Here is an 18,790-nt window from a genome sequence, read left to right on the forward strand (position 1 = left end):
TCACATCAACCTGCGTTTTGCAGCGCCAGTCCGGCGTGCTCGCGCAGCGGGTGGAAGTGAATTTTGGGGAAGCGCTCTTGCGCCAGCCGCACGTCATACGGGCTGGTGCACAGGTAGGCCAGGGTGTTGGCGGCGTCACGCGCCATGCGCTGCGGGTAGGCGTAAACGAACTCTTTCAGTTCAGCGGGAGAGTCAGCCGTGATCCAGCGGGCGCCGGTGTACTGGCTGCCTTCCAGCCGAATGTCGGCGTCGTATTCACCCTTGAGGCGGTGCTGCACCACCTCAAACTGCAGCTGGCCAATGGCCCCGAGCAGCATGTTGCCACCCATCTCGGGTTTGAAGACCTGAATGGCACCTTCTTCCCCCAACTGGGCCAGACCTTGCTGCAGCTGCTTGGTGCGCAGCGGGTTTTTCAGCACCACGGTCATGAACATTTCAGGGGCAAAAAACGGCAAGCCGGTGAACAGCAGGTTCACAGAGCCATCGGTGATGGTGTCGCCCAGCTGCACGCCGCCGTGGGTGGTGAAGCCGACGATGTCGCCCGCGTAGGCTTCTTCCACGGCCTCGCGGCGCTGGCTCATGAAGGTCACCACGCTGGTCGGGCGCAGTTCTTTGCCGGTGCGCATCACCTTGAGCTTCAAGCCCGGCACATATTTGCCACTGGCTATGCGCACAAAGGCAATGCGGTCGCGGTGGTTGGCGTCCATGTTGGCTTGCACCTTGAACACCACGCCCGAAAACGCGTCGTCTTCCGGGTGAACCTCTTTGATGACGGGTTGTTTGTTCACTACAAATGAGCTGGTGCGCGGGCCGGGCGATGGGGCCAGGTCAACCAGCGCGTCCAGCACTTCCATGACACCAAAGTTGTTCACGCCCGAGCCGAAGAACACGGGGGTTTGTTTGCCAGCCAGAAAGGCCTCAGCATCGAACTTTGGCGAGGCGCCGGTGGCCAGTTCCATGCTCTCCACTGCGAGCTCGAACTCGTGGCCAAAGCGTTTCAGCAAGGTTGCCTGATCACTCATCGGCAGCGTGGTGAAGTCTTTCGGGCCGCGGTCGCTGCCAGGCTCGAACACGGTCATGGCTTCGGTGCGCAAATTGATGATGCCGGCAAACGTTTTACCCTGGCCCACCGGCCAGGTCATGGGCACGCAGGGCATGCCCAGCTCACGCTCAACCTCGTCCAGAATATCCAACGGGTCGCGCACTTCGCGGTCCATCTTGTTGATGAAGGTGATGATGGGCGTGTTGCGCTGGCGGCAAACCTCAATCAGGCGGCGGGTTTGCGACTCAACCCCGTTGGCCGCGTCGATCACCATCAACGCCGAGTCCACCGCGGTCAGCACGCGGTAAGTGTCTTCAGAGAAGTCTTTGTGGCCAGGCGTGTCAAGCAAGTTGATGACGTGGTCTCGGTACACCATCTGCATGACCGAGCTGGCCACCGAGATGCCACGTTGCTTCTCGATTTCCATCCAGTCGCTGGTGGCATGGCGCGTGGCCTTGCGGGCTTTCACCGAGCCTGCGATCTGGATCGCACCCGAGAACAGCAGCAGTTTTTCAGTCAGCGTGGTTTTACCGGCATCCGGGTGGGAAATGATGGCAAAGGTGCGGCGGCGGCGGGTTTCAAAAGCGTAGGTCACAGGCGGTTCTCAAGTCTGGGGGCGTGGCGGCGCAGTGTGCAGGTGCATCGGCTTGATTGACCAGAAATCCGGGTGTCTGGCACAGCCACAAAGGAGTCCCTGTATTTTAAAGGCTGGTCACGCCCCTTTCAGAGGGGGTTTTGGTGCTAAATTCAAGTCGTCACAGCTGCCTTAGATTGCAATCATCATGGCCATCCACACCACTCCCACTCAGGTTTTTACTGATCAGCGCCCCGGTACCTCTGGTTTGCGCAAAAAAGTGGGGGTGTTCATGCAGCCTCACTACCTTGAAAATTTTGTGCAAGCGCTGCTGGATGTGCTCAACGCCTCTGACGCATCGGGCCAAGCCTTGCATGGCCAGACACTGGTGCTTGGCGGTGATGGCCGCTTTTATAACCGCACCGCCGTGCAAATCATTCTGAAACTGGCCGCAGCCAACGGCGTGGCCCGGGTGCTGCTGGGGCAGGGCGGCATTTTGTCCACACCGGCCGTCAGTGCGGTAATTCGCCGGCGCCAAGCGTTTGGCGGCATCGTACTGTCAGCCAGCCACAACCCGGGTGGGCCGGACGGTGACTTTGGCATCAAGTACAACGCCAGCAACGGCGGCCCGGCCAACGAAACCCTGACCGAGGCCGTGTTTGCCCGCACCATGGTTTTGAGTGAATTGCGCAGCAGCAACGCGCCCGACATCGACATTGATCGTCTCTGCGTGCAGCAACTTGAGCAGATGCAGGTGGAGGTGATTGATCCGGTGGCGGATTACTTGGCTGTGATGCGCGAGCTGTTTGACTTTGACCTGCTGCGTGGCATGTTCAAGCGCGGTTTCACCCTGCGGGTAGATGCCATGAACGCAGTCGGTGGCCCGTATGCCAAGGCCATTCTGGAAGGTGAACTGGGCGCGCCAAAGGGCAGCGTGGTGAATGCCGTGCCGCTGGAAGATTTTGGTGGCCTGCACCCCGACCCCAATCCGGTGAATGCCGAAGACCTGATTGTCCACATGAGCGCCCCCGATGCGCCGGATTTTGGCGCGGCGATGGATGGGGATGCCGACCGCAACATGGTGTTGGGCCGCAATTTTGTCGTGACGCCGTCTGACAGCCTGGCCCTGATGACGGCGCACGCCACTTTGATTCCGGGTTACAAAGATGGCTTGTTGGGCGTGGCACGCTCCATGCCCACCTCGGCTGCGGTGGACCGGGTCGCCAAAGCGCTGGGTTTGCCATGTTTTGAGACACCCACCGGCTGGAAGTTTTTTGGCAATTTGCTCGATGCCGGGCGTGTCACCCTGTGTGGCGAAGAAAGCTACGGCACCGGCTCCAGCCACATTCGTGAAAAAGACGGGCTGTGGGCGATTTTGTTCTGGCTCAGTTTGCAGGGTGCCACGGGTGAGTCGGTGCAAGACTTGGTTGAGACACATTGGCGCGTTTATGGCCGCAATTACTACACCCGGCACGACTATGAAGGCATTGCGGTGGACGTGGCCAATGCGCTGATGACTGATTTGAGGGCCGCCTTGCCCAGTTTGCCAGGCCGGGCCTTTGGCCAACGTGCTGTCAGCCTTACCGACGACTTTGCCTACACCGACCCGGTAGACGGCTCGATCTCCAAAAACCAGGGTGTGCGCCTGTTGTTTGACGACGGCGCCCGGGTCATCTTTCGCCTGTCAGGCACGGGCACCGAAGGCGCCACACTGCGCCTTTATCTGGAAAGTTATGAGGACGACCCGGTTCGCCAGGACCAGCCAGTGCAGCAAAAGCTGGCTGAGCTGGCTGCCGTGGCAGAGCAGGTGGCCGGCATCCGCAAACGCACCGGCATGGATGGGCCCAGCGTGGCCACCTGAATGGTTTGAATACCAAGCCGACACCCTACGATGTTTGGCTTGCACAAGGTTTGAAAAACGAGGAGCAACACATGGTACATGCTGAAAAAAGAACCCCCGAAACCCACCAACTGGTTCGCCACACGGTGGCCTTGATTCTGGCCGGTGGCCGCGGCTCACGGCTCAAACAGTTGACCGACACGCGCGCCAAACCGGCGGTGTACTTTGGCGGCAAGTTCCGCATCATCGACTTTGCCTTGTCCAACTGCCTGAACTCCGGCATTCGCCGTATGGCTGTGGTGACGCAATACAAGTCGCATTCGCTGATGCGCCACATGCAGCGGGGCTGGAGTTTTTTGCGCGCTGAACTCAATGAAATGGTTGATTTGCTGCCAGCCCAGCAGCGTGTGGGTGAGGAGCACTGGTACCGTGGCACGGCCGATGCCATTTTTCAAAACATGGACATCATCCGCTCCAGTAGGCCCAAACACATCGTCATTCTGGCGGGCGACCATGTCTACAAAATGGACTACTCGATCATGCTCAAGGACCACGCCGCCATGGGCGCGGGCTGCACGGTGGGCTGCATTGAGGTGCCGCGTGCCGAGGCCAGCGCCTTTGGTGTCATGGCCATTGACGAGTCAAGGCAAATCACCGCCTTTGTCGAGAAGCCGGCTGACCCGCCGCCGATGCCGGGCAATGACGCGGTGTCGCTGGCCAGCATGGGCATTTACATCTTCAATGCCGATTACCTCTACCAATTGCTCGAAGACGACCTGGCCAACCCCGAGTCTGAGCACGATTTTGGTAAAAACGTGATTCCGCGTGCCGTGGCCGACGGTCGGGCGCTGGCGCATCCGTTTGGCATGTCGTGCATTTCGCGTGTGAAAGGTGTTGAACCCTATTGGCGTGACGTCGGCACTATTGACGCCTTTTGGTCAGCCAACCTTGATTTGGCCTCCACCGTGCCCGAGCTGGACATTTATGACACCGACTGGCCGATCTGGACGTACCAGCGGCAGCTGCCACCGGCCAAGTTTGTGCCGGACAAAGACGGCAACAACGGCACCTATGTCAACACCGTGGTGTCGGGCGGCTGCATTGTGTCTGGCTCGTATGTGGCGCATTCGGTATTTTTCTCTGAAGTGCGGGTGCACTCTGATTGCCAGATTGATGAGGCCGTGGTGCTGCCCAACGTCACCATCAACCGCCATTGCCGCCTGCGCAAGGTGGTGATTGACCGTGGTTGTGACATTCCCGAAGGTTTGGTGGTGGGGGACGATCCGGTGCTGGATGCACAGCGCTTTGAGCGCAGCGAAGGTGGTGTGGTGCTGATCACGCGCGACATGTTGGCCAAATTGAATTAAAGAGAGCGGGTTGATGAAAGTCTTGCAAGTCAGTGCCGAAATTTTTCCACTCCTCAAAACCGGGGGGCTGGCGGACATTGCTGGGGCCTTGCCGGCAGCATTGAATACGGCAGGCTGCGACGTGCGGGTGCTGCTGCCGGGCTTTGCGCCCATCTTGGCTGATTTGCAGTCGGCCAGTGTGGTGGCCGAGCTGACTGCACCGTGGGGCGAGCGCGTGCAATTGCGCCATGGCACCTTGGGCACGCTGGGCGTTCAGGCCTATGTGATTGATGCCCCCCACCTTTATGTGCGCCCCGGCACACCTTATGAAGACGAGCAACGCCAACCGCACCATGACAACCACCTGCGTTTTGCGCTGTTGGGCTGGGTGGCCGCGCAACTGGCGTGCGGGCTTGATGCCCATTGGCAGCCCGCTGTGGTGCACAGCCACGATTGGCATGCGGCCCTGACATCGGCTTACCTGGCATTCGGGCCCGCCCGTGGCAGGCGGGTGGCCAGCGTTTTCACCGTGCACAACCTGGCCTATCAGGGCGTGTTTGCGCCGATCCATTTTTATGACCTCGGCTTGCCCGCGCATGCGTTCTCGGTGAATGGTGTGGAGTTTCATGGCCAGTTTTCGTTCATGAAGGCCGGGCTGTATTACGCCGACCACATCACCACGGTGAGCCCCACCTATGCGCATGAAATCCAGACCCCCGAGCAAGGTTGTGGCCTGGACGGCTTGTTGCGCGCGCGCGGCCATGACCTCACTGGCATCCTGAATGCGGTTGATGAAGCCGTGTGGAACCCGGCCACAGATGCAGCGATTCCCCATACCTTTGATGCCCAAAACCCTGCCGGCAAAGCGCGTTGCAAAGCGGCGCTGCAGCAAGAACTGGGTTTGGATGTCAAGGCCGATGCGCCGCTGTTTGGCGTGGTGAGTCGCCTGACCGAGCAAAAGGGCCTGCACCTGGTGCTGGCCGTGCTCGACCAGTTGCTTGCCCGCGGTGGCCAACTGGTGGTGCTAGGTAATGGTGATGCCGCGCTGGAGGCCGCCTTCAAGGCGCGTGCCGTGGCCAATCCGCAAGCCGTGTCGGTGCGTATTGGTTACGACGAGGCCTATGCCCACCGCATTTTTGCCGCCAGCGATGTGACGCTGGTGCCATCGCGTTTTGAACCCTGCGGCTTGACCCAAATGTATGGACTGAAATACGGTAGCCTGCCGCTGGTGCACCGGGTGGGCGGCTTGGCTGATACCGTGGTGGATTGCGCACTGGAACACCTGGCCGACGGCACGGCCAATGGTTTTGTGTTCAATGTGTTCACCCCGCTGGCGCTGGAGCGCGCCATGTACCGGGCCCTGGCTTTGTACGCGCGCCCCACCGAGTGGCTGGGTGTGCGCCAGCGCGCCATGCGGCAAGCTCTGGGCTGGGACAAGGCGGCTGCCCAGTACGTGGCCCTTTACCGCCACTTGGTCGTCTAGCTTGACTGCCTCGTGTTGTCTGGGTCGTTTTGATGGTTTGTTTTTTGGAGTTTTTGACGCATGACTGATTCATGGATGGCGCAGCGCGCTGCTGGCGTGGTGCTGCACCCGACATCGTTGCCGGGGCCGCATGGCGCGGGCGACTTGGGTCCCAATGCCTATTACTTCATGGACTGGTTGCACGCCGCTGGGCAAACGCTTTGGCAAACCCTGCCGCTGGGGCCGGTGGGGCCAGGCGATTCCCCCTACATGGGCAGCTCTGCCTTTGCCGGCAACCCCTTGCTGGTGGCATTCGAGCCCATGGTGCAGCGTGGTTGGCTGGCGGCTGCCAGCTTGCAGGCCGTTTGGGACGACGAGCGCATTGACTACCCAAGCTTGTCAGTCTGGCGACTTAAAAAACTGCGCGAAGCCTTCGCCGGCTTTGAACAAAAAGCCAGCGCGCAAGAGTTGGCTGACCAAGCTGCCTGGGCCCTGACCCAACGCGCCTGGCTGGATGACTACACCCTGTTCATGGCGCTTGACCAGGCTTACAGCCCCGCGTTATGGCCTGATTGGCCCCAGGCTTTGGCGGGGCGTGATGCCGCTGCACTGTCTGAGGCCCGCGAGTTGTATGCGCCAGACATCGCTTTTTGGAGATTTGTGCAGTGGCAGTTTGAGCTGCAATGGCAGGCCATCAAGGCTTACGCGCACAGCAAAGGCATCCGTCTGGTGGGTGATTTGCCGATTTTTGTGGCGCACCACAGCGCCGACTGCTGGGCCCGGCCCGACCTTTATGAACTTGATGCCAGCGGCCGACCAGGCGTTGTGGCCGGTGTGCCGCCTGATTTTTTCTCGGACACAGGCCAGCGCTGGGGCAACCCCCTTTACAACTGGGATGCCATGGGGCGGGACGGCTACCGCTGGTGGATCGAGCGGGTACGCCGCCAGTTGCATCTGGCCGACGTGGTGCGCATTGACCACTTTCGCGGCTTTGTTGATTACTGGGAAATTCCAGCCGAAGAGCCCAATGCCATCAAGGGCCGCTGGATGCCGGGGCCGGGTGATGCATTGTTTGCCGCGCTCGCCGACGCGCTGGGTGAACTGCCCATCATTGCCGAAGACCTTGGCATCATCACGCATGAGGTGTACCTGTTGCGTGAGCGCACCGGTTTTCCGGGCATGCGGGTGTTGCAATTTGCCTTTGCAGGCGATGCCGGCAATGCCTTTTTGCCGCATAACTTCGAGCCCAATACCGTGGTGTACACCGGCACACATGACAACGACACCGTGCCCGGCTGGTGGGCCAGCGCTAATGCGCATGAGCGTGCGTTTGTCATGCAGTACATGAACACCGATGGCTCTGATGTGCACTGGGCCATGCTGCGCGCCGCCCATTTTTCTGTGGCGCGCTTGGCTTTGTGCCAGTTTCAGGACGTGCTGGGCCTGGGCAGCAACCACCGCATGAACACCCCCGGCACCATGGGCTGCTGGTCGTGGCGCTTCAAGTGGGCGTGGGTGGGTCCGGAGCTGGCCCAGCAGCTGGCCAACATCACGGCGGCCAGCGGGCGGGTCGGGTTTGACCGGTTGAAGATTTAGGCCCGAACGACAAAAGCGCGTTATGGAAACCAAGTGGCTTGAAGATTTTGTCAGCCTGGCTGAAACCCGCAGTTTCAGCCGGTCGGCCTTGTTGCGGCATGTGACTCAGCCAGCGTTCTCACGCCGGATTCAGTCGCTGGAGGCGTGGGCCGGTTCTGATCTGGTGGATCGCAGCAGCTACCCGACACGCCTGACTGCGGCCGGTGAAACCTTGTATGCACAGGCACTTGAAATGCTGCAAGCCCTGCAGTCAACCCGTGCCATGCTGCGAGGCCATGCCACCGCGGCGCAAGATGTCATCGAGTTTGCGGTGCCGCATACACTGGCCTTTACTTTTTTCCCGGCCTGGGTGTCGGCTTTGCGCGATACCTTTGGGCCCATCAAAAGCCGCTTGATTGCGCTCAATGTGCATGATGCGGTGATGCGCCTGGTAGAAGGCAGTTGTGACCTCTTGATCGCCTACCATCACCCCTCTCAGCCCAACCAGCTCGACGCTGACCGCTATGAAATGGTGAGCCTGGGCGAAGAAGTGGTCGCGCCCTATGCCAAGCCGGATGCGCATGGACGGCCTCTTTTTGAGCTGCCGGGAAAAGCGGACCGACCACTGCCTTATTTGGGTTATGCCCAAGGCGCTTACCTGGGGCAAATGGTGGCGTTGATCCTGAAGCATTGCAGCGCCCCGATTCATTTCGACCGCGTCTATGAGACCGACATGGCCGAGGGCCTGAAAGCCATGGCCATCGAGGGGCACGGCGTGGCCTTCTTGCCTCTGAGTGCTGTCCGCACCGAGTTGCGCACCCATAAACTGGTCAGTGCAGCGCCCCCCGAGCTCAGGGACATGTCGATCAACATGGAGGTTCGGGTGTACCGTGAACGGCCGGCCCAGCGCGAAACCCTCAAGTCCGGCAGTGGTGCTGGGCGTGTGGCTGGTGCTGCACCCAAGCGCAGCGCTCAGGCCTTGTGGGACTATCTGGCGGCCCAGGCAAGCACCTCTTAACTTTTAGAATGCCCGAATGATCAACACCCTGACCCTTACCCGCCCTGATGATTGGCACCTGCATGTGCGTGACGGCGACGCGCTCAACACCGTGGTGCCGCATACGGCCGCCCAATTTGGCCGCGCCATCATCATGCCCAATTTGCGCCCGCCAGTGACCACGACAGCGCAGGCGCTGGCTTACAAAGCCCGCATATTGGCGGCCGTGCCGTCTGGCGTGGCGTTTGAGCCGCTCATGACGCTCTACCTCACCGACAACTTGCCTGCTGATGAGATTGGTCGCGCCAAAGATGCAGGCATTCAGGCGCTCAAACTCTACCCGGCCGGTGCCACCATCAACAGTGATGCCGGCGTGACCGACCTGCGCAAGACCTACAAGGTGCTCGAAGCCATGCAGCGTGTGGGCATGCCGCTGCTGGTGCACGGTGAGGTGACCTCGCCAGAAATTGACCTGTTTGACCGGGAAGCGGTGTTCATCGACACACAATTGATTCCTTTGCGCCGGGATTTTCCTGAGCTCAAGATCGTGTTTGAGCACATCACCACCTGTGAAGCCGTGCAGTATGTGCAGGCTACCGACCGCTTCACCGCAGCCACACTGACGGCACACCACCTGCTGTTTAACCGCAACGCCATATTCACTGGTGGCATTCGCCCGCATTACTACTGCTTGCCGGTCTTGAAGCGCGAAACCCATCGCCAGGCGCTGCTGGGTGCCGCGACCAGTGGCAGTGACAAGTTTTTTCTGGGCACCGACAGCGCGCCGCACCCGGTGCACCTCAAGGAGCACGCCAGCGGCTGTGCAGGTTGCTACACGGCAGCTTCTGCCATGGAACTGTATGCCCAAGCCTTTGACTCGGTGGGCGCGCTTGACAAGCTGGAGGCTTTTGCCAGCTTCAACGGGGCAGATTTCTATGGTTTGCCGCGCAATACCGGTACCCTGACGCTGAACCGTGAAGCCTGGACCGTGCCCGAGCACTTTGCCTTTGGCGATGCTGAACTCAAGCCTTTGTGCGCAGGTGAAACACTGAACTGGCGCGTGCTTGGTCACTGAATTGGGGCCTGATCCCAATTCAGGCGGGCCAACGCAGGCGCTGGTTCAATCACCAATCGCAGCCATTGATTGGTCAGCGCCCTGGTTGTCGCCATGGCGTGAGGTGGGGCAACCGGTGGCGCAGCGCGTGCAGGCAGGCCAGGCACAACCGGCCGCACTGAATATGACCGTGCTGGCGCGTTGGCCTGCTACACAAGAAGCCCCTGTGGAATTTGTGCCACAAGACGCATTACCGCCGGGAATGGCCTACGAATCTTATATTTTTGAGACCAAGCAATGCCCCACCCGGGAGGGCTTGCACGACTTTTTCAATGGCTTGGTGTGGCTGCACTTTCCCCTGACCAAGCGGCGCCTGAACCAGTTGCATGTGGCGCAGATTGCACGCACCGGCATTGCGCCAGTGCGCGGCCCGGCGCGTGATGCCCTAACGCTGTTTGACGAAAACGCTGCCCTGTTGCGCGCGCCCGATGCGCTGTGGAACGCGTTGCAGGCCAAAGAATGGGGCCGTGTGTTTGGCGATCTGCGCGGGCTGTGGGCTGAGTCTTGTTTGGTGCTGTTTGGCCACGCTTTGCTGGAAAAGCTGGTTTTTCCAAGAAAACCCATCACAGCCCATGTTTACCGTGCGTACCCAGCTACAGATTCGATAATTGACATGGACGCCTGGGTGGCCGCCAGCCTGAGCGACGAGGTGCTCGCCACCAAGCCTTTTGCCCATTTGCCGGTGCTTGGTGTGCCCGGCTGGTGGGCTGGTAATGAGGCCCAAGGGTTTTATGACGATGCCTCGGTGTTTCGCCAAGCACGCCTGGCGTGTCTTTGACACCTTGCGGCTTCACGCCGTCTCACGAGCGTGTGCGTTGGGTTGTCAAATAGGCACTTGATGTGGGGAATTGCGCAGCATATGGCGTCAAACCGGCTGATTCGCCACTACCATTCGCGCCTGTGAACGGCATATCCGTTTGATTCAGCTCAAAGGAAATCATGAAACGCATCTTGTTATTTGTCTTGACCAACGTGATGGTGGTGGCGGTGCTGGGCACCGTGGCCAGCCTGCTGGGGGTCAACCGTTACCTCACCGCCAACGGTCTGAACCTGGGCGCGCTGCTTGGTTATGCCCTGGTGATTGGTTTTGGTGGCGCCATCATTTCGTTGCTGATCAGCAAGCCCATGGCCAAATGGACCTCGGGCGTGCGCATCATCAACCAGCCGGCCAACGCCGATGAGGCCTGGATTGTGGAAACCGTGCGTAAGCTGTCTGAAAAAGCCGGCATTGGCATGCCTGAGGTAGGTATTTTTGAGGGCGACCCCAATGCGTTTGCCACGGGTGCGTTCAAGAATTCAGCGCTGGTGGCTGTCAGCACCGGGCTGCTGGCCGGCATGACGCATGAAGAAATTGAGGCCGTGATTGCCCACGAAGTGGCCCACGTGGCCAATGGTGACATGGTCACCATGACCCTGATTCAGGGCGTGATGAACACCTTTGTTGTGTTTTTGAGCCGTGTCATCGCCTATGGCATCGACAGCTTTTTGAACAAGGGCAATGAGCGCTCCAGCGGCCCCGGCATTGGCTACATGGTGACCACCATCGTGCTCGACATCGTGCTGGGCTTTGCCGCCGCGATCGTGGTGGCGTGGTTCAGCCGTCACCGGGAGTTCCGTGCTGACGCGGGTGCCGCACAGTTGATGGGTCGCAAGCAGCCCATGATCAATGCGCTGGCCCGCCTGGGCGGCTTGCACCCGGCTGAGTTGCCCAAGAGCGTGGCAGCCTTTGGCATTGCCGGTGGTGTGGGCGCCCTGTTTTCGACCCACCCGCCGATTGAAGACCGCATTGCGGCGCTGCAAAACGCCCCGGTCTGAACGACATTGACTTCTTGGCCCCAGCTGCGGCACTTTGCTGCGCTGGGGCTTTTGACCGTCTGGGCTAGACTTAAGCGATGGAACTTACCACCTGGCTCACCTTTTTCGCCGCCTCCTGGGCCATCAGCATCTCGCCGGGCCCCGGTGCCATTGCGTCCATGAGCGCGGGGCTCAACCATGGCTTCAAGTACGGCTATGTCACCATTTTTGGGCTGGTGCTGGGCATCTGGACGCAACTGCTGATTGTTGGCGCGGGCCTGGGCGCGCTGATCGCCGCATCCAACACGGCGTTCACCGTGGTCAAGTGGTTCGGTGTGGCTTATCTGGTGTGGTTGGGCATTGCGCAGTGGCGGGCACCGGCCCGGCCCATGGTAGCCGTTCAGGACTCGGGCGAGGTGGTGTCGCAACGGGCACTGATTTTGAAGGCCTGGATGATCAACGTGGTCAACCCCAAGGGCACGGTATTTTTGCTGGCGGTGGTGCCGCAGTTCATGAACTTGAACCAGCCGCTGCTGCCCCAGTACCTGATCATCGGGGCCACGCTGGCGTTCACCGACATGGTGGTGATGGCGGGCTACACCGCGCTGGCCTCACGTGTGCTGGGGGCTTTGAAAGAGCCATCGCACATCTGCGCCATGAACCGCACCTTTGGCAGCCTGTTTGTGGTTGCCGGCTCGTTACTGGCCTTTTTTAAACGCTCTGCTTAAACTTAAAAGACAGCAAAAATTTATGTATTTTAGGCCTCTAGCCCTTATTTAATAAGTGCAAGCAGCTATCAAAAATATACTAGGGAGTGACCATCGCGCGGGCCAGCGCTTCGGCCAACTTGATGCCGTCTACGCCAGCTGAGAGAATGCCACCGGCGTAGCCAGCGCCTTCGCCACCCGGGTACAAGCCCGCGGTGTTGGTGCTTTGAAAATTGTCGCCGCGCGGCATGCGCAAGGGGCTGGAGGTGCGGGTTTCGACTCCGGTCAGCACGGCATCGGGCATGTCAAAGCCCTTGATTTTTTTACCAAACACCGGCAGTGCTTCCCGCAGGGCCGCAATGGCGTAGTGGGGCAGGGCGGTGTGCAAGCTGCCCAATTTAACCCCGGGACGGTAAGACGGCAGCACACTGCCCAAGCTGCTTGAGGGCTGGTCAGCCAAAAAATCGCCCACCAGTTGTCCGGGCGCGTCATAGCTGCTGCCGCCCAGCAGGTAGGCGTTGGATTCGAGTCGGCGCTGCAGGTTGATGCCCGCCAAGGGATGCACTGCTTGTGCATTTTTTGCTCTTAAGTTAATAGCTTCTTGCGTATACAGATCAGCGTCTAGCGGGTCAAAAGCCTGATGAAAATCAGCGGCTTCCTGAGGGAAATCACTGGGCTCGATGCCGACCACCACGCCCGCATTGGCATTGCGTTCGTTGCGCGAATACTGGCTCATGCCGTTGGTTACCACGCGCCCGGGTTCACTGGTGGCCGCCACCACGGTGCCGCCCGGGCACATGCAAAAGCTGTACACCGTGCGCCCGTTTCGGGCATGGTGCACCAGTTTGTAGGCCGCCGCACCGAGCACCGGGCTACCCGCGTGGCGCCCCCACAGGGCGCGGTCAATCACGCTTTGCGGGTGCTCGATGCGAAACCCCACCGAGAACGGTTTGGCCTCCATGGCCACGCCGCGCTGGTGCAGCATGGCAAAGGTGTCGCGCGCGCTGTGGCCCAGCGCCAGGACGACGTGGTCGGCGCGCAGCGCTTCGGTTTGGCCCGTGGCCTGGTTCAGCACGGTCAGGCCGCGCACCTGCCGCTGGCCGTTGACTGTTTCCACATCGACGTCAATCACGCGCTGTTCAAAACGTACTTCGCCGCCCAGCGCAATGATCTGCGCGCGCAAGGCTTCCACCACCTTGACCAGCTTGAAGGTGCCAATGTGCGGGTGCGCCTCCACCAGAATCTCGGGGGGTGCGCCGGCCTTGACAAATTCAGCCATCACTTTGCGCCCCAGGTGGCGCGGGTCCTTGATCTGGCTCCAGAGTTTGCCGTCCGAAAACGTGCCGGCACCGCCTTCGCCATACTGCACGTTGGATTCGGGCTTAAGAACGTGCTTGCGCCACAGGCCCCAAGTGTCTTTGGTGCGTTCGCGCACCGGGCGGCCGCGCTCCAGCACGATCGGTTTGAACCCCATTTGTGCCAATACCAGCGCCGCGAAGATGCCGCAGGGGCCAAAGCCGACCACCACCGGGCGCCGTGGCAGGTTGGCTGGGGCCTGGGCCACGGGCCGGTAGGCCATGTCGGGCGTGGGCTGGATGTGCGGGTTGGCTGCGTGCTGTTGCAGCAGGTGCTGCTCAAGTGCGGGGTCACTGAGCGTGAGGTCAACGATGTAGACCGCCCGTATTTCTGCCTGACGCGCATCAAAGCTGCGTTTGAAAACCTGCAAATCGCCCAGGCTGGATTCGGGCAGGCCCAGCGTCTGGGCGGCGAGTTGGCGCAAGGCCACCATGGGGTGTGCCAAGGGGGCGCGGTCGTGGTCGTTTTCAGCCGGTGCATCGGCGGCGCGGGGCGCCACCACAGGCAGCGCGGACAAGGGGATTTTGAGTTCGGAGAGTCGGATCATGGCAGGCTCGTAGTGATCAAGCAGGCACCGATGGTAATCGCACGGGCTCACTGAACAGCCGGCTTGCCCGCTGCCAATAGCCCGGGCCCCAGTGAGCGCCGTGGCTAGGCAACCGGTACCGGGGAGGTCGCTGCTGCTGACTTGGTGGCGCTGTGCTGAAGCAGCATCAGGCTATGCGCCGCTACCTGAATGCCCATGCCGCCTGTGCCATGTTGCGCACTTTGGCCACGTGCCTGGCTGGTGTCTAACAAGGCATGCCATTGGCCATGCGGCAGCACAAAAGTATCTGACCTGGCGCTAGCATTGAACAGCAGCAGCAAGGGGGTTTTCACCCGCCCGGGTTTGCCAATGAAGCAAGCCAGTGTGTGCACGTGGGGCTGGTGCCAGGCATCGCCTTGCAACATGCTGCCGTCAAAATTTCCCCAGGACACGTCGTGCAGCCCGCTGGCATCTGCAATGCCGTGGTACCACCGGTTGGCAAAGGGTTGCAGTTGGTGCCTGAGCGCAATGACATGCTGGGTAAAGGCCAGCAGGTCAGTGTCTGCTGCTGCCCAGTTAATCCAGGTGGAGGCGTTATCCTGGCAATATGGGTTGTTGTTGCCGCTTTGCGTGTGGCCTACTTCGTCGCCCGCGCACAGCATGGGCGTGCCTTGGGCCAGCAGGGTGTTGGCCAGCAGCACACGTTGCAATCTGGCACGAAATTCCAGCACCATGGGGTCATGGCTGGGGCCTTCTTCGCCGCAATTGAAGCTCAGGTTGTCGTTGTGGCCGTCGCGGTTGTCCTCAAGGTTGGCTTCGTTGTGACGCCGGTTGTAGCTGACCAGGTCTGCCAGGGTGAAGCCGTCATGCGACACCACATAGTTCACCGATTTGGCTGGTGCCCGCCGGCGCTCCTGGTAAAGGTCGGACGAGCCGCACAGGCGCATGGCAAAGTCGCCGCGTGTGCAGCCCAAGGGCATGCCATCACCGGCGGCGGCGCTCTGCACCCAGAAGCGTCGGGTGCAATCCCTGAACTTGTCGTTCCATTCCAGCCAGCCGCGCGGGAAGCCACCTACCTGGTAGCCCCCCGGCCCGGTGTCCCAAGGTTCGGCAATCATCTTCACGCGCGACAACACCGGGTCTTGCGCCATGGCAGCAAAAAAAGCGGCCTGGGCGCTAAAGCCCGAGTCGGTGCGGCCCAGCACCGGCGCCAAATCGAAGCGGAAACCATCGACATGCATGTCCTCGACCCAATATCGCAAGCTGTCCATCACCATTTGCAGCACCTTGGGCTGGCGCAGGTTCAGGGTGTTGCCACAGCCGCTGTAGTTTTCATAGTGGCTGAGGTTGTCTGGGGGCAAACGGTAGTAGCTGGCGTTGTCGAGTCCGCGAAAGCTGATGGTGGGGCCGGTCTCATCGGCCTCTGCGGTGTGGTTGTAGACCACATCCAGAATTACCTCAAGCTTGGCAGCGTGCAGGGCGCGCACCATGTCACGGAATTCGTCTCGCACCGAGCGACTGTCTGCGTTGCTGGCAAGGTTTGGGTTGACACAAAAGAAGCCAATGGTGTTGTAGCCCCAGTAGTTGGAGAGCCCAAGGCTGACAAGGCGCTCTTCGCTGATGGCGTAATGCACCGGCAGCAGGCTGACCGCCGTGACGCCCAATTGCTTTAAATACGCGATGGACGCCGGATGCGCCAGACCCGCGTAGCTACCGCGCAACTTGGGCGGCAGTTGCAGGTTGAGTTTCGAGAAGCCTTTGACATGGCATTCATACAGCACGGTGTCGGTCAGGGTGATGTCTGGCGGGGCGTCATCATGCCAATTGAAGTGGTCGTTTGTGACGCGCGCCTTGAGTGCCAGCCGGGCGTTGTCATGGGTGTCCATGTGCAAGGGGTAACGACGGCTGGGCGTGAAGTGCACATCGCTCCAGGTGAAGTTGCCCACGATTTCACGGGCATAGGGGTCAAGCAGCAGCTTGCTGGCATCAAAGCGGTGACCCCGGTCGGGTCGCCAGGGACCATGCGCGCGCAGGCCATAGACCAGACCCGGTTGGGCACCCGGCAGGTAACCGTGCCAGACATCAACGGTGTGGCACGGGAGCTTCATGCGGATCAATTCCTGGGTGCCTTCGGCATCGAACAGGCACAGCTCCACGTCTTGGGCGTTGGCCGAAAACACGGCAAAGTTCACCCCGTGCCCATCAAAATGGGCGCCCATAGGCCAGGGGTGGCCCGCTTGCAGGCTGGTGGCAATCAGGCGTTCCATGTGAAAAACACCGTGGCCAGGGGAGGGAGTGTCAGCACTACCGAGCAGGGCTTGCCATGCCAGGGGGTGTCTTCGGTGAGGGCTGTCCCAAAGGGTGTGCCGACGTTGCTGCCGCCGTAATGGCTTGAGTCGGTGTTGAGCACCTCTTGGTAGCGGCCTGCCTTGGGCACCCCCAGGCGATAACCTTGTTGCACTTGCGGCGTGAAGTTGCACACCACCACCGTGAAGCTGTTGGCATCCAGGCCGTGGCGCGCAAAGGCCAGCACGGAACGGGTGGCGTCGTCATGCTCAATCCACTCAAAACCCTCAGGCACAAAGTCTTGGGCATACAGGGCCGGGGTGGCGCGGTACAGCGCATTGAGGTCGCGCACCAGGCGCTGCACGCCCGCGTGGGCAGGGTTGTCCAGCAGATACCAATCCAGGCTTCGGTCGTGGTCCCACTCGCGCTCCTGGGCAAATTCACAACCCATGAACAGCAGCTTTTTGCCCGGATGGCCGAACATGTAGCCCAAATAAGCGCGGACATTGGCCAGTTGTTGCCAGCGGTCGCCCGGCATTTTGGTCAGCAGCGAGCCTTTGCCGTGCACCACCTCGTCATGTGAAATGGGCAGTACAAAATTTTCATTGAAGGCATACACCAAGCCGAAGGTCATCTCGCCCTGGTGGTACTTGCGGTAAAGCGGGTCACGCGCCATGTAGCTCAGGGTGTCGTGCATCCAGCCCATGTTCCACTTGTAATGAAAACCCAGGCCGCCGGCATAGGTGGGGCGCGACACTGCCGGGTAGGCGGTGGACTCTTCAGCCAGTGTGATGGCTTGCGGGCACTCCACACCGACCACCTCGTTGACGCGTTTCAAAAAGGCGATGGCCTCCAGGTTTTCGCGCCCGCCAAACACATTGGGAATCCACTCGCCAGCTTTGCGGCTGTAGTCGCGGTACAGCATGGATGCGACCGCATCCACACGCAGGCCATCGACGCCGAAACGCTCCAGCCAATACAGCGCGTTGCCCACCAGAAAGTTGCTGACTTCTGTGCGGCCCAAGTTGTAGATCAGGGTGTTCCAGTCGTTGTGGAAGCCTTCACGGGGGTCGGCGTATTCGTACAGATGGGTGCCATCAAAATTGGCCAGCCCGTGGGCATCACTTGGAAAATGCGCGGGCACCCAATCCAGAATCAGGCCAAGGCCCGCCGCGTGGCAGCGTTGCACCAAGCGGCCAAAACCGGCTGCTTCGCCAAAGCGGGAGGTGGGTGCGTACATGCCAATCGGCTGGTAGCCCCAGGAGCCGTCAAACGGGTGTTCGCTGATCGGCATGAGCTCCAGGTGGGTGAAGCCCATGTCTTGCGCGTAGGGAATGAGCGTGTCTGCCAGCTCGTCCCAGGAGAGCCAGCGGTTGCCGTCCTCGTTCATGCGCCGCCACGAGCCCAGATGCACCTCGTAGATGCTCACCGGTGCGTCCAGCGCGTTGGCAGCTTGGCGCTGGTTTGAAGGGGCTAATTTTTCAGGCAATTGGCCGACTTGGCTGGCAGTGGCCGGGCGCAGCTCGGCCTGCAACGCGTAGGGGTCGGCACGGGCGGGTAGCACCTCGCCGCTTTGTGTGCGAATCTCATATTTGTAGAGCGCACCCTGTTGCACGCCAGGTAAAAACAGCTCCCACACACCACATTCGCGGCGCAGTCGCATCGGGTGGCAGCGACCGTCCCAATGGTTAAAGTCGCCCACCACACTGACCCGGCTGGCGTTCGGCGCCCACACGGCAAAGCGCGTGCCGGTGACGCCTTGCATGGTGCTGGGGTGTGCGCCCAGCACTTCAAAGGGTCGCAAATGTGTGCCTTCGCCCAGCAACCAGACATCGATTTCACCCAGTACCGTCGGGAATCGGTAGGGGTCTTCAATGACGCTGCCAAGGCCGCTGGCCCACTGCACCTGCAGGCGGTAGGCATCACCGACCGCCATTGGCACGGCGCCTTCAAAGAAGTCCGTGCCTGGCTGCTGCGCCAAGCTGGCAAGCACGGTGCCTTGCGCCGAGATCACGTCAACCCGAACGGCAGTCGGCAAAAAGCACCGCACGCTGCAAGGCTTGGACCCTTGCTGGTGCGGCCCCAGCACCGCAAACGGGTCGCCGTGGCGGGCGTTGCAGATCAGTTCGATGTCATTCGGGTTCAGCATGGCGACCTTTTAAGTTGAGGAC

13 protein-coding genes are annotated in these 18,790 nt (G+C 60.7%); 9 read left to right on the forward strand and 4 right to left on the reverse strand.

Annotated features, from left to right (window positions below):
- Nucleotides 1-5: 5 nt before the first annotated feature.
- Nucleotides 6-1,637, reverse strand: a complete 1,632-nt coding sequence (locus PHQ58_RS03405; RefSeq protein WP_300106916.1) for a peptide chain release factor 3 — start codon at nucleotides 1,635-1,637, stop codon at nucleotides 6-8.
- A 187-nt stretch (nucleotides 1,638-1,824) separates the two neighbouring features.
- Here PHQ58_RS03405 and PHQ58_RS03410 point away from each other — a divergent pair, with 187 nt between their 5' ends.
- The 9 genes from PHQ58_RS03410 (at nucleotide 1,825) to PHQ58_RS03450 (ending at nucleotide 12,472) form a co-directional block, all read left to right on the forward strand.
- Complete coding sequence (locus PHQ58_RS03410) at nucleotides 1,825-3,477, forward strand: alpha-D-glucose phosphate-specific phosphoglucomutase (RefSeq protein ID WP_300106918.1); 1,653 nt, start codon at nucleotides 1,825-1,827, stop codon at nucleotides 3,475-3,477.
- A 71-nt stretch (nucleotides 3,478-3,548) separates the two neighbouring features.
- On the forward strand, nucleotides 3,549-4,823 hold the full coding sequence (glgC, locus tag PHQ58_RS03415) for a glucose-1-phosphate adenylyltransferase (RefSeq protein WP_300106920.1): 1,275 nt from the start codon (nucleotides 3,549-3,551) through the stop codon (nucleotides 4,821-4,823).
- A 13-nt stretch (nucleotides 4,824-4,836) separates the two neighbouring features.
- Entirely contained in the window at nucleotides 4,837-6,285 is a 1,449-nt protein-coding gene (glgA, locus tag PHQ58_RS03420) for a glycogen synthase GlgA (RefSeq protein WP_300106923.1), read from the forward strand.
- Between the two features lie 60 nt (nucleotides 6,286-6,345).
- Nucleotides 6,346-7,860, forward strand: coding sequence for a 4-alpha-glucanotransferase (malQ, locus tag PHQ58_RS03425; protein WP_300106925.1), 1,515 nt, complete (start codon nucleotides 6,346-6,348; stop codon nucleotides 7,858-7,860).
- Nucleotides 7,861-7,882: 22 nt separating this feature from the next.
- Entirely contained in the window at nucleotides 7,883-8,857 is a 975-nt protein-coding gene (locus PHQ58_RS03430; RefSeq protein WP_300106928.1) for a LysR substrate-binding domain-containing protein, read from the forward strand.
- Nucleotides 8,858-8,873: 16 nt separating this feature from the next.
- Nucleotides 8,874-9,911, forward strand: coding sequence for a dihydroorotase (gene pyrC, locus PHQ58_RS03435; RefSeq protein ID WP_300106930.1), 1,038 nt, complete (start codon nucleotides 8,874-8,876; stop codon nucleotides 9,909-9,911).
- On the forward strand, nucleotides 9,901-10,728 hold the full coding sequence (locus tag PHQ58_RS03440; protein WP_300106933.1) for a DUF3025 domain-containing protein: 828 nt from the start codon (nucleotides 9,901-9,903) through the stop codon (nucleotides 10,726-10,728). The genes pyrC and PHQ58_RS03440 overlap by 11 nt, the downstream gene beginning before the upstream one ends.
- A gap of 161 nt (nucleotides 10,729-10,889) precedes the next feature.
- Nucleotides 10,890-11,765: a protease HtpX gene (gene htpX / locus PHQ58_RS03445; RefSeq protein ID WP_300106936.1), complete on the forward strand. Its 876-nt coding sequence runs from the start codon at nucleotides 10,890-10,892 to the stop codon at nucleotides 11,763-11,765.
- A 77-nt stretch (nucleotides 11,766-11,842) separates the two neighbouring features.
- Nucleotides 11,843-12,472 carry a LysE family transporter gene (locus tag PHQ58_RS03450; RefSeq protein WP_300106939.1) on the forward strand — a complete coding sequence of 210 codons (630 nt, stop codon included), beginning with the start codon at nucleotides 11,843-11,845 and terminating at the stop codon, nucleotides 12,470-12,472.
- Nucleotides 12,473-12,551: 79 nt separating this feature from the next.
- On the opposite strand, the gene PHQ58_RS03455 is transcribed toward PHQ58_RS03450, so the two are convergent.
- From PHQ58_RS03455 to glgB, 3 genes are all read right to left on the reverse strand, one after another.
- On the reverse strand, nucleotides 12,552-14,354 hold the full coding sequence (locus PHQ58_RS03455) for an NAD(P)/FAD-dependent oxidoreductase (RefSeq protein ID WP_300106942.1): 1,803 nt from the start codon (nucleotides 14,352-14,354) through the stop codon (nucleotides 12,552-12,554).
- 104 nt (nucleotides 14,355-14,458) lie between these two features.
- Nucleotides 14,459-16,600, reverse strand: a complete 2,142-nt coding sequence (glgX, locus tag PHQ58_RS03460; RefSeq protein WP_300106945.1) for a glycogen debranching protein GlgX — start codon at nucleotides 16,598-16,600, stop codon at nucleotides 14,459-14,461.
- Nucleotides 16,588-18,768: a 1,4-alpha-glucan branching protein GlgB gene (glgB, locus tag PHQ58_RS03465; protein WP_300106948.1), complete on the reverse strand. Its 2,181-nt coding sequence runs from the start codon at nucleotides 18,766-18,768 to the stop codon at nucleotides 16,588-16,590. Before glgB ends, glgX begins: the two co-directional genes overlap by 13 nt.
- Between the last annotated feature and the right edge of the window lie 22 nt (nucleotides 18,769-18,790).

This window comes from Rhodoferax sp. (assembly GCF_028688795.1).
GTDB lineage: Bacteria > Pseudomonadota > Gammaproteobacteria > Burkholderiales > Burkholderiaceae_C > Rhodoferax.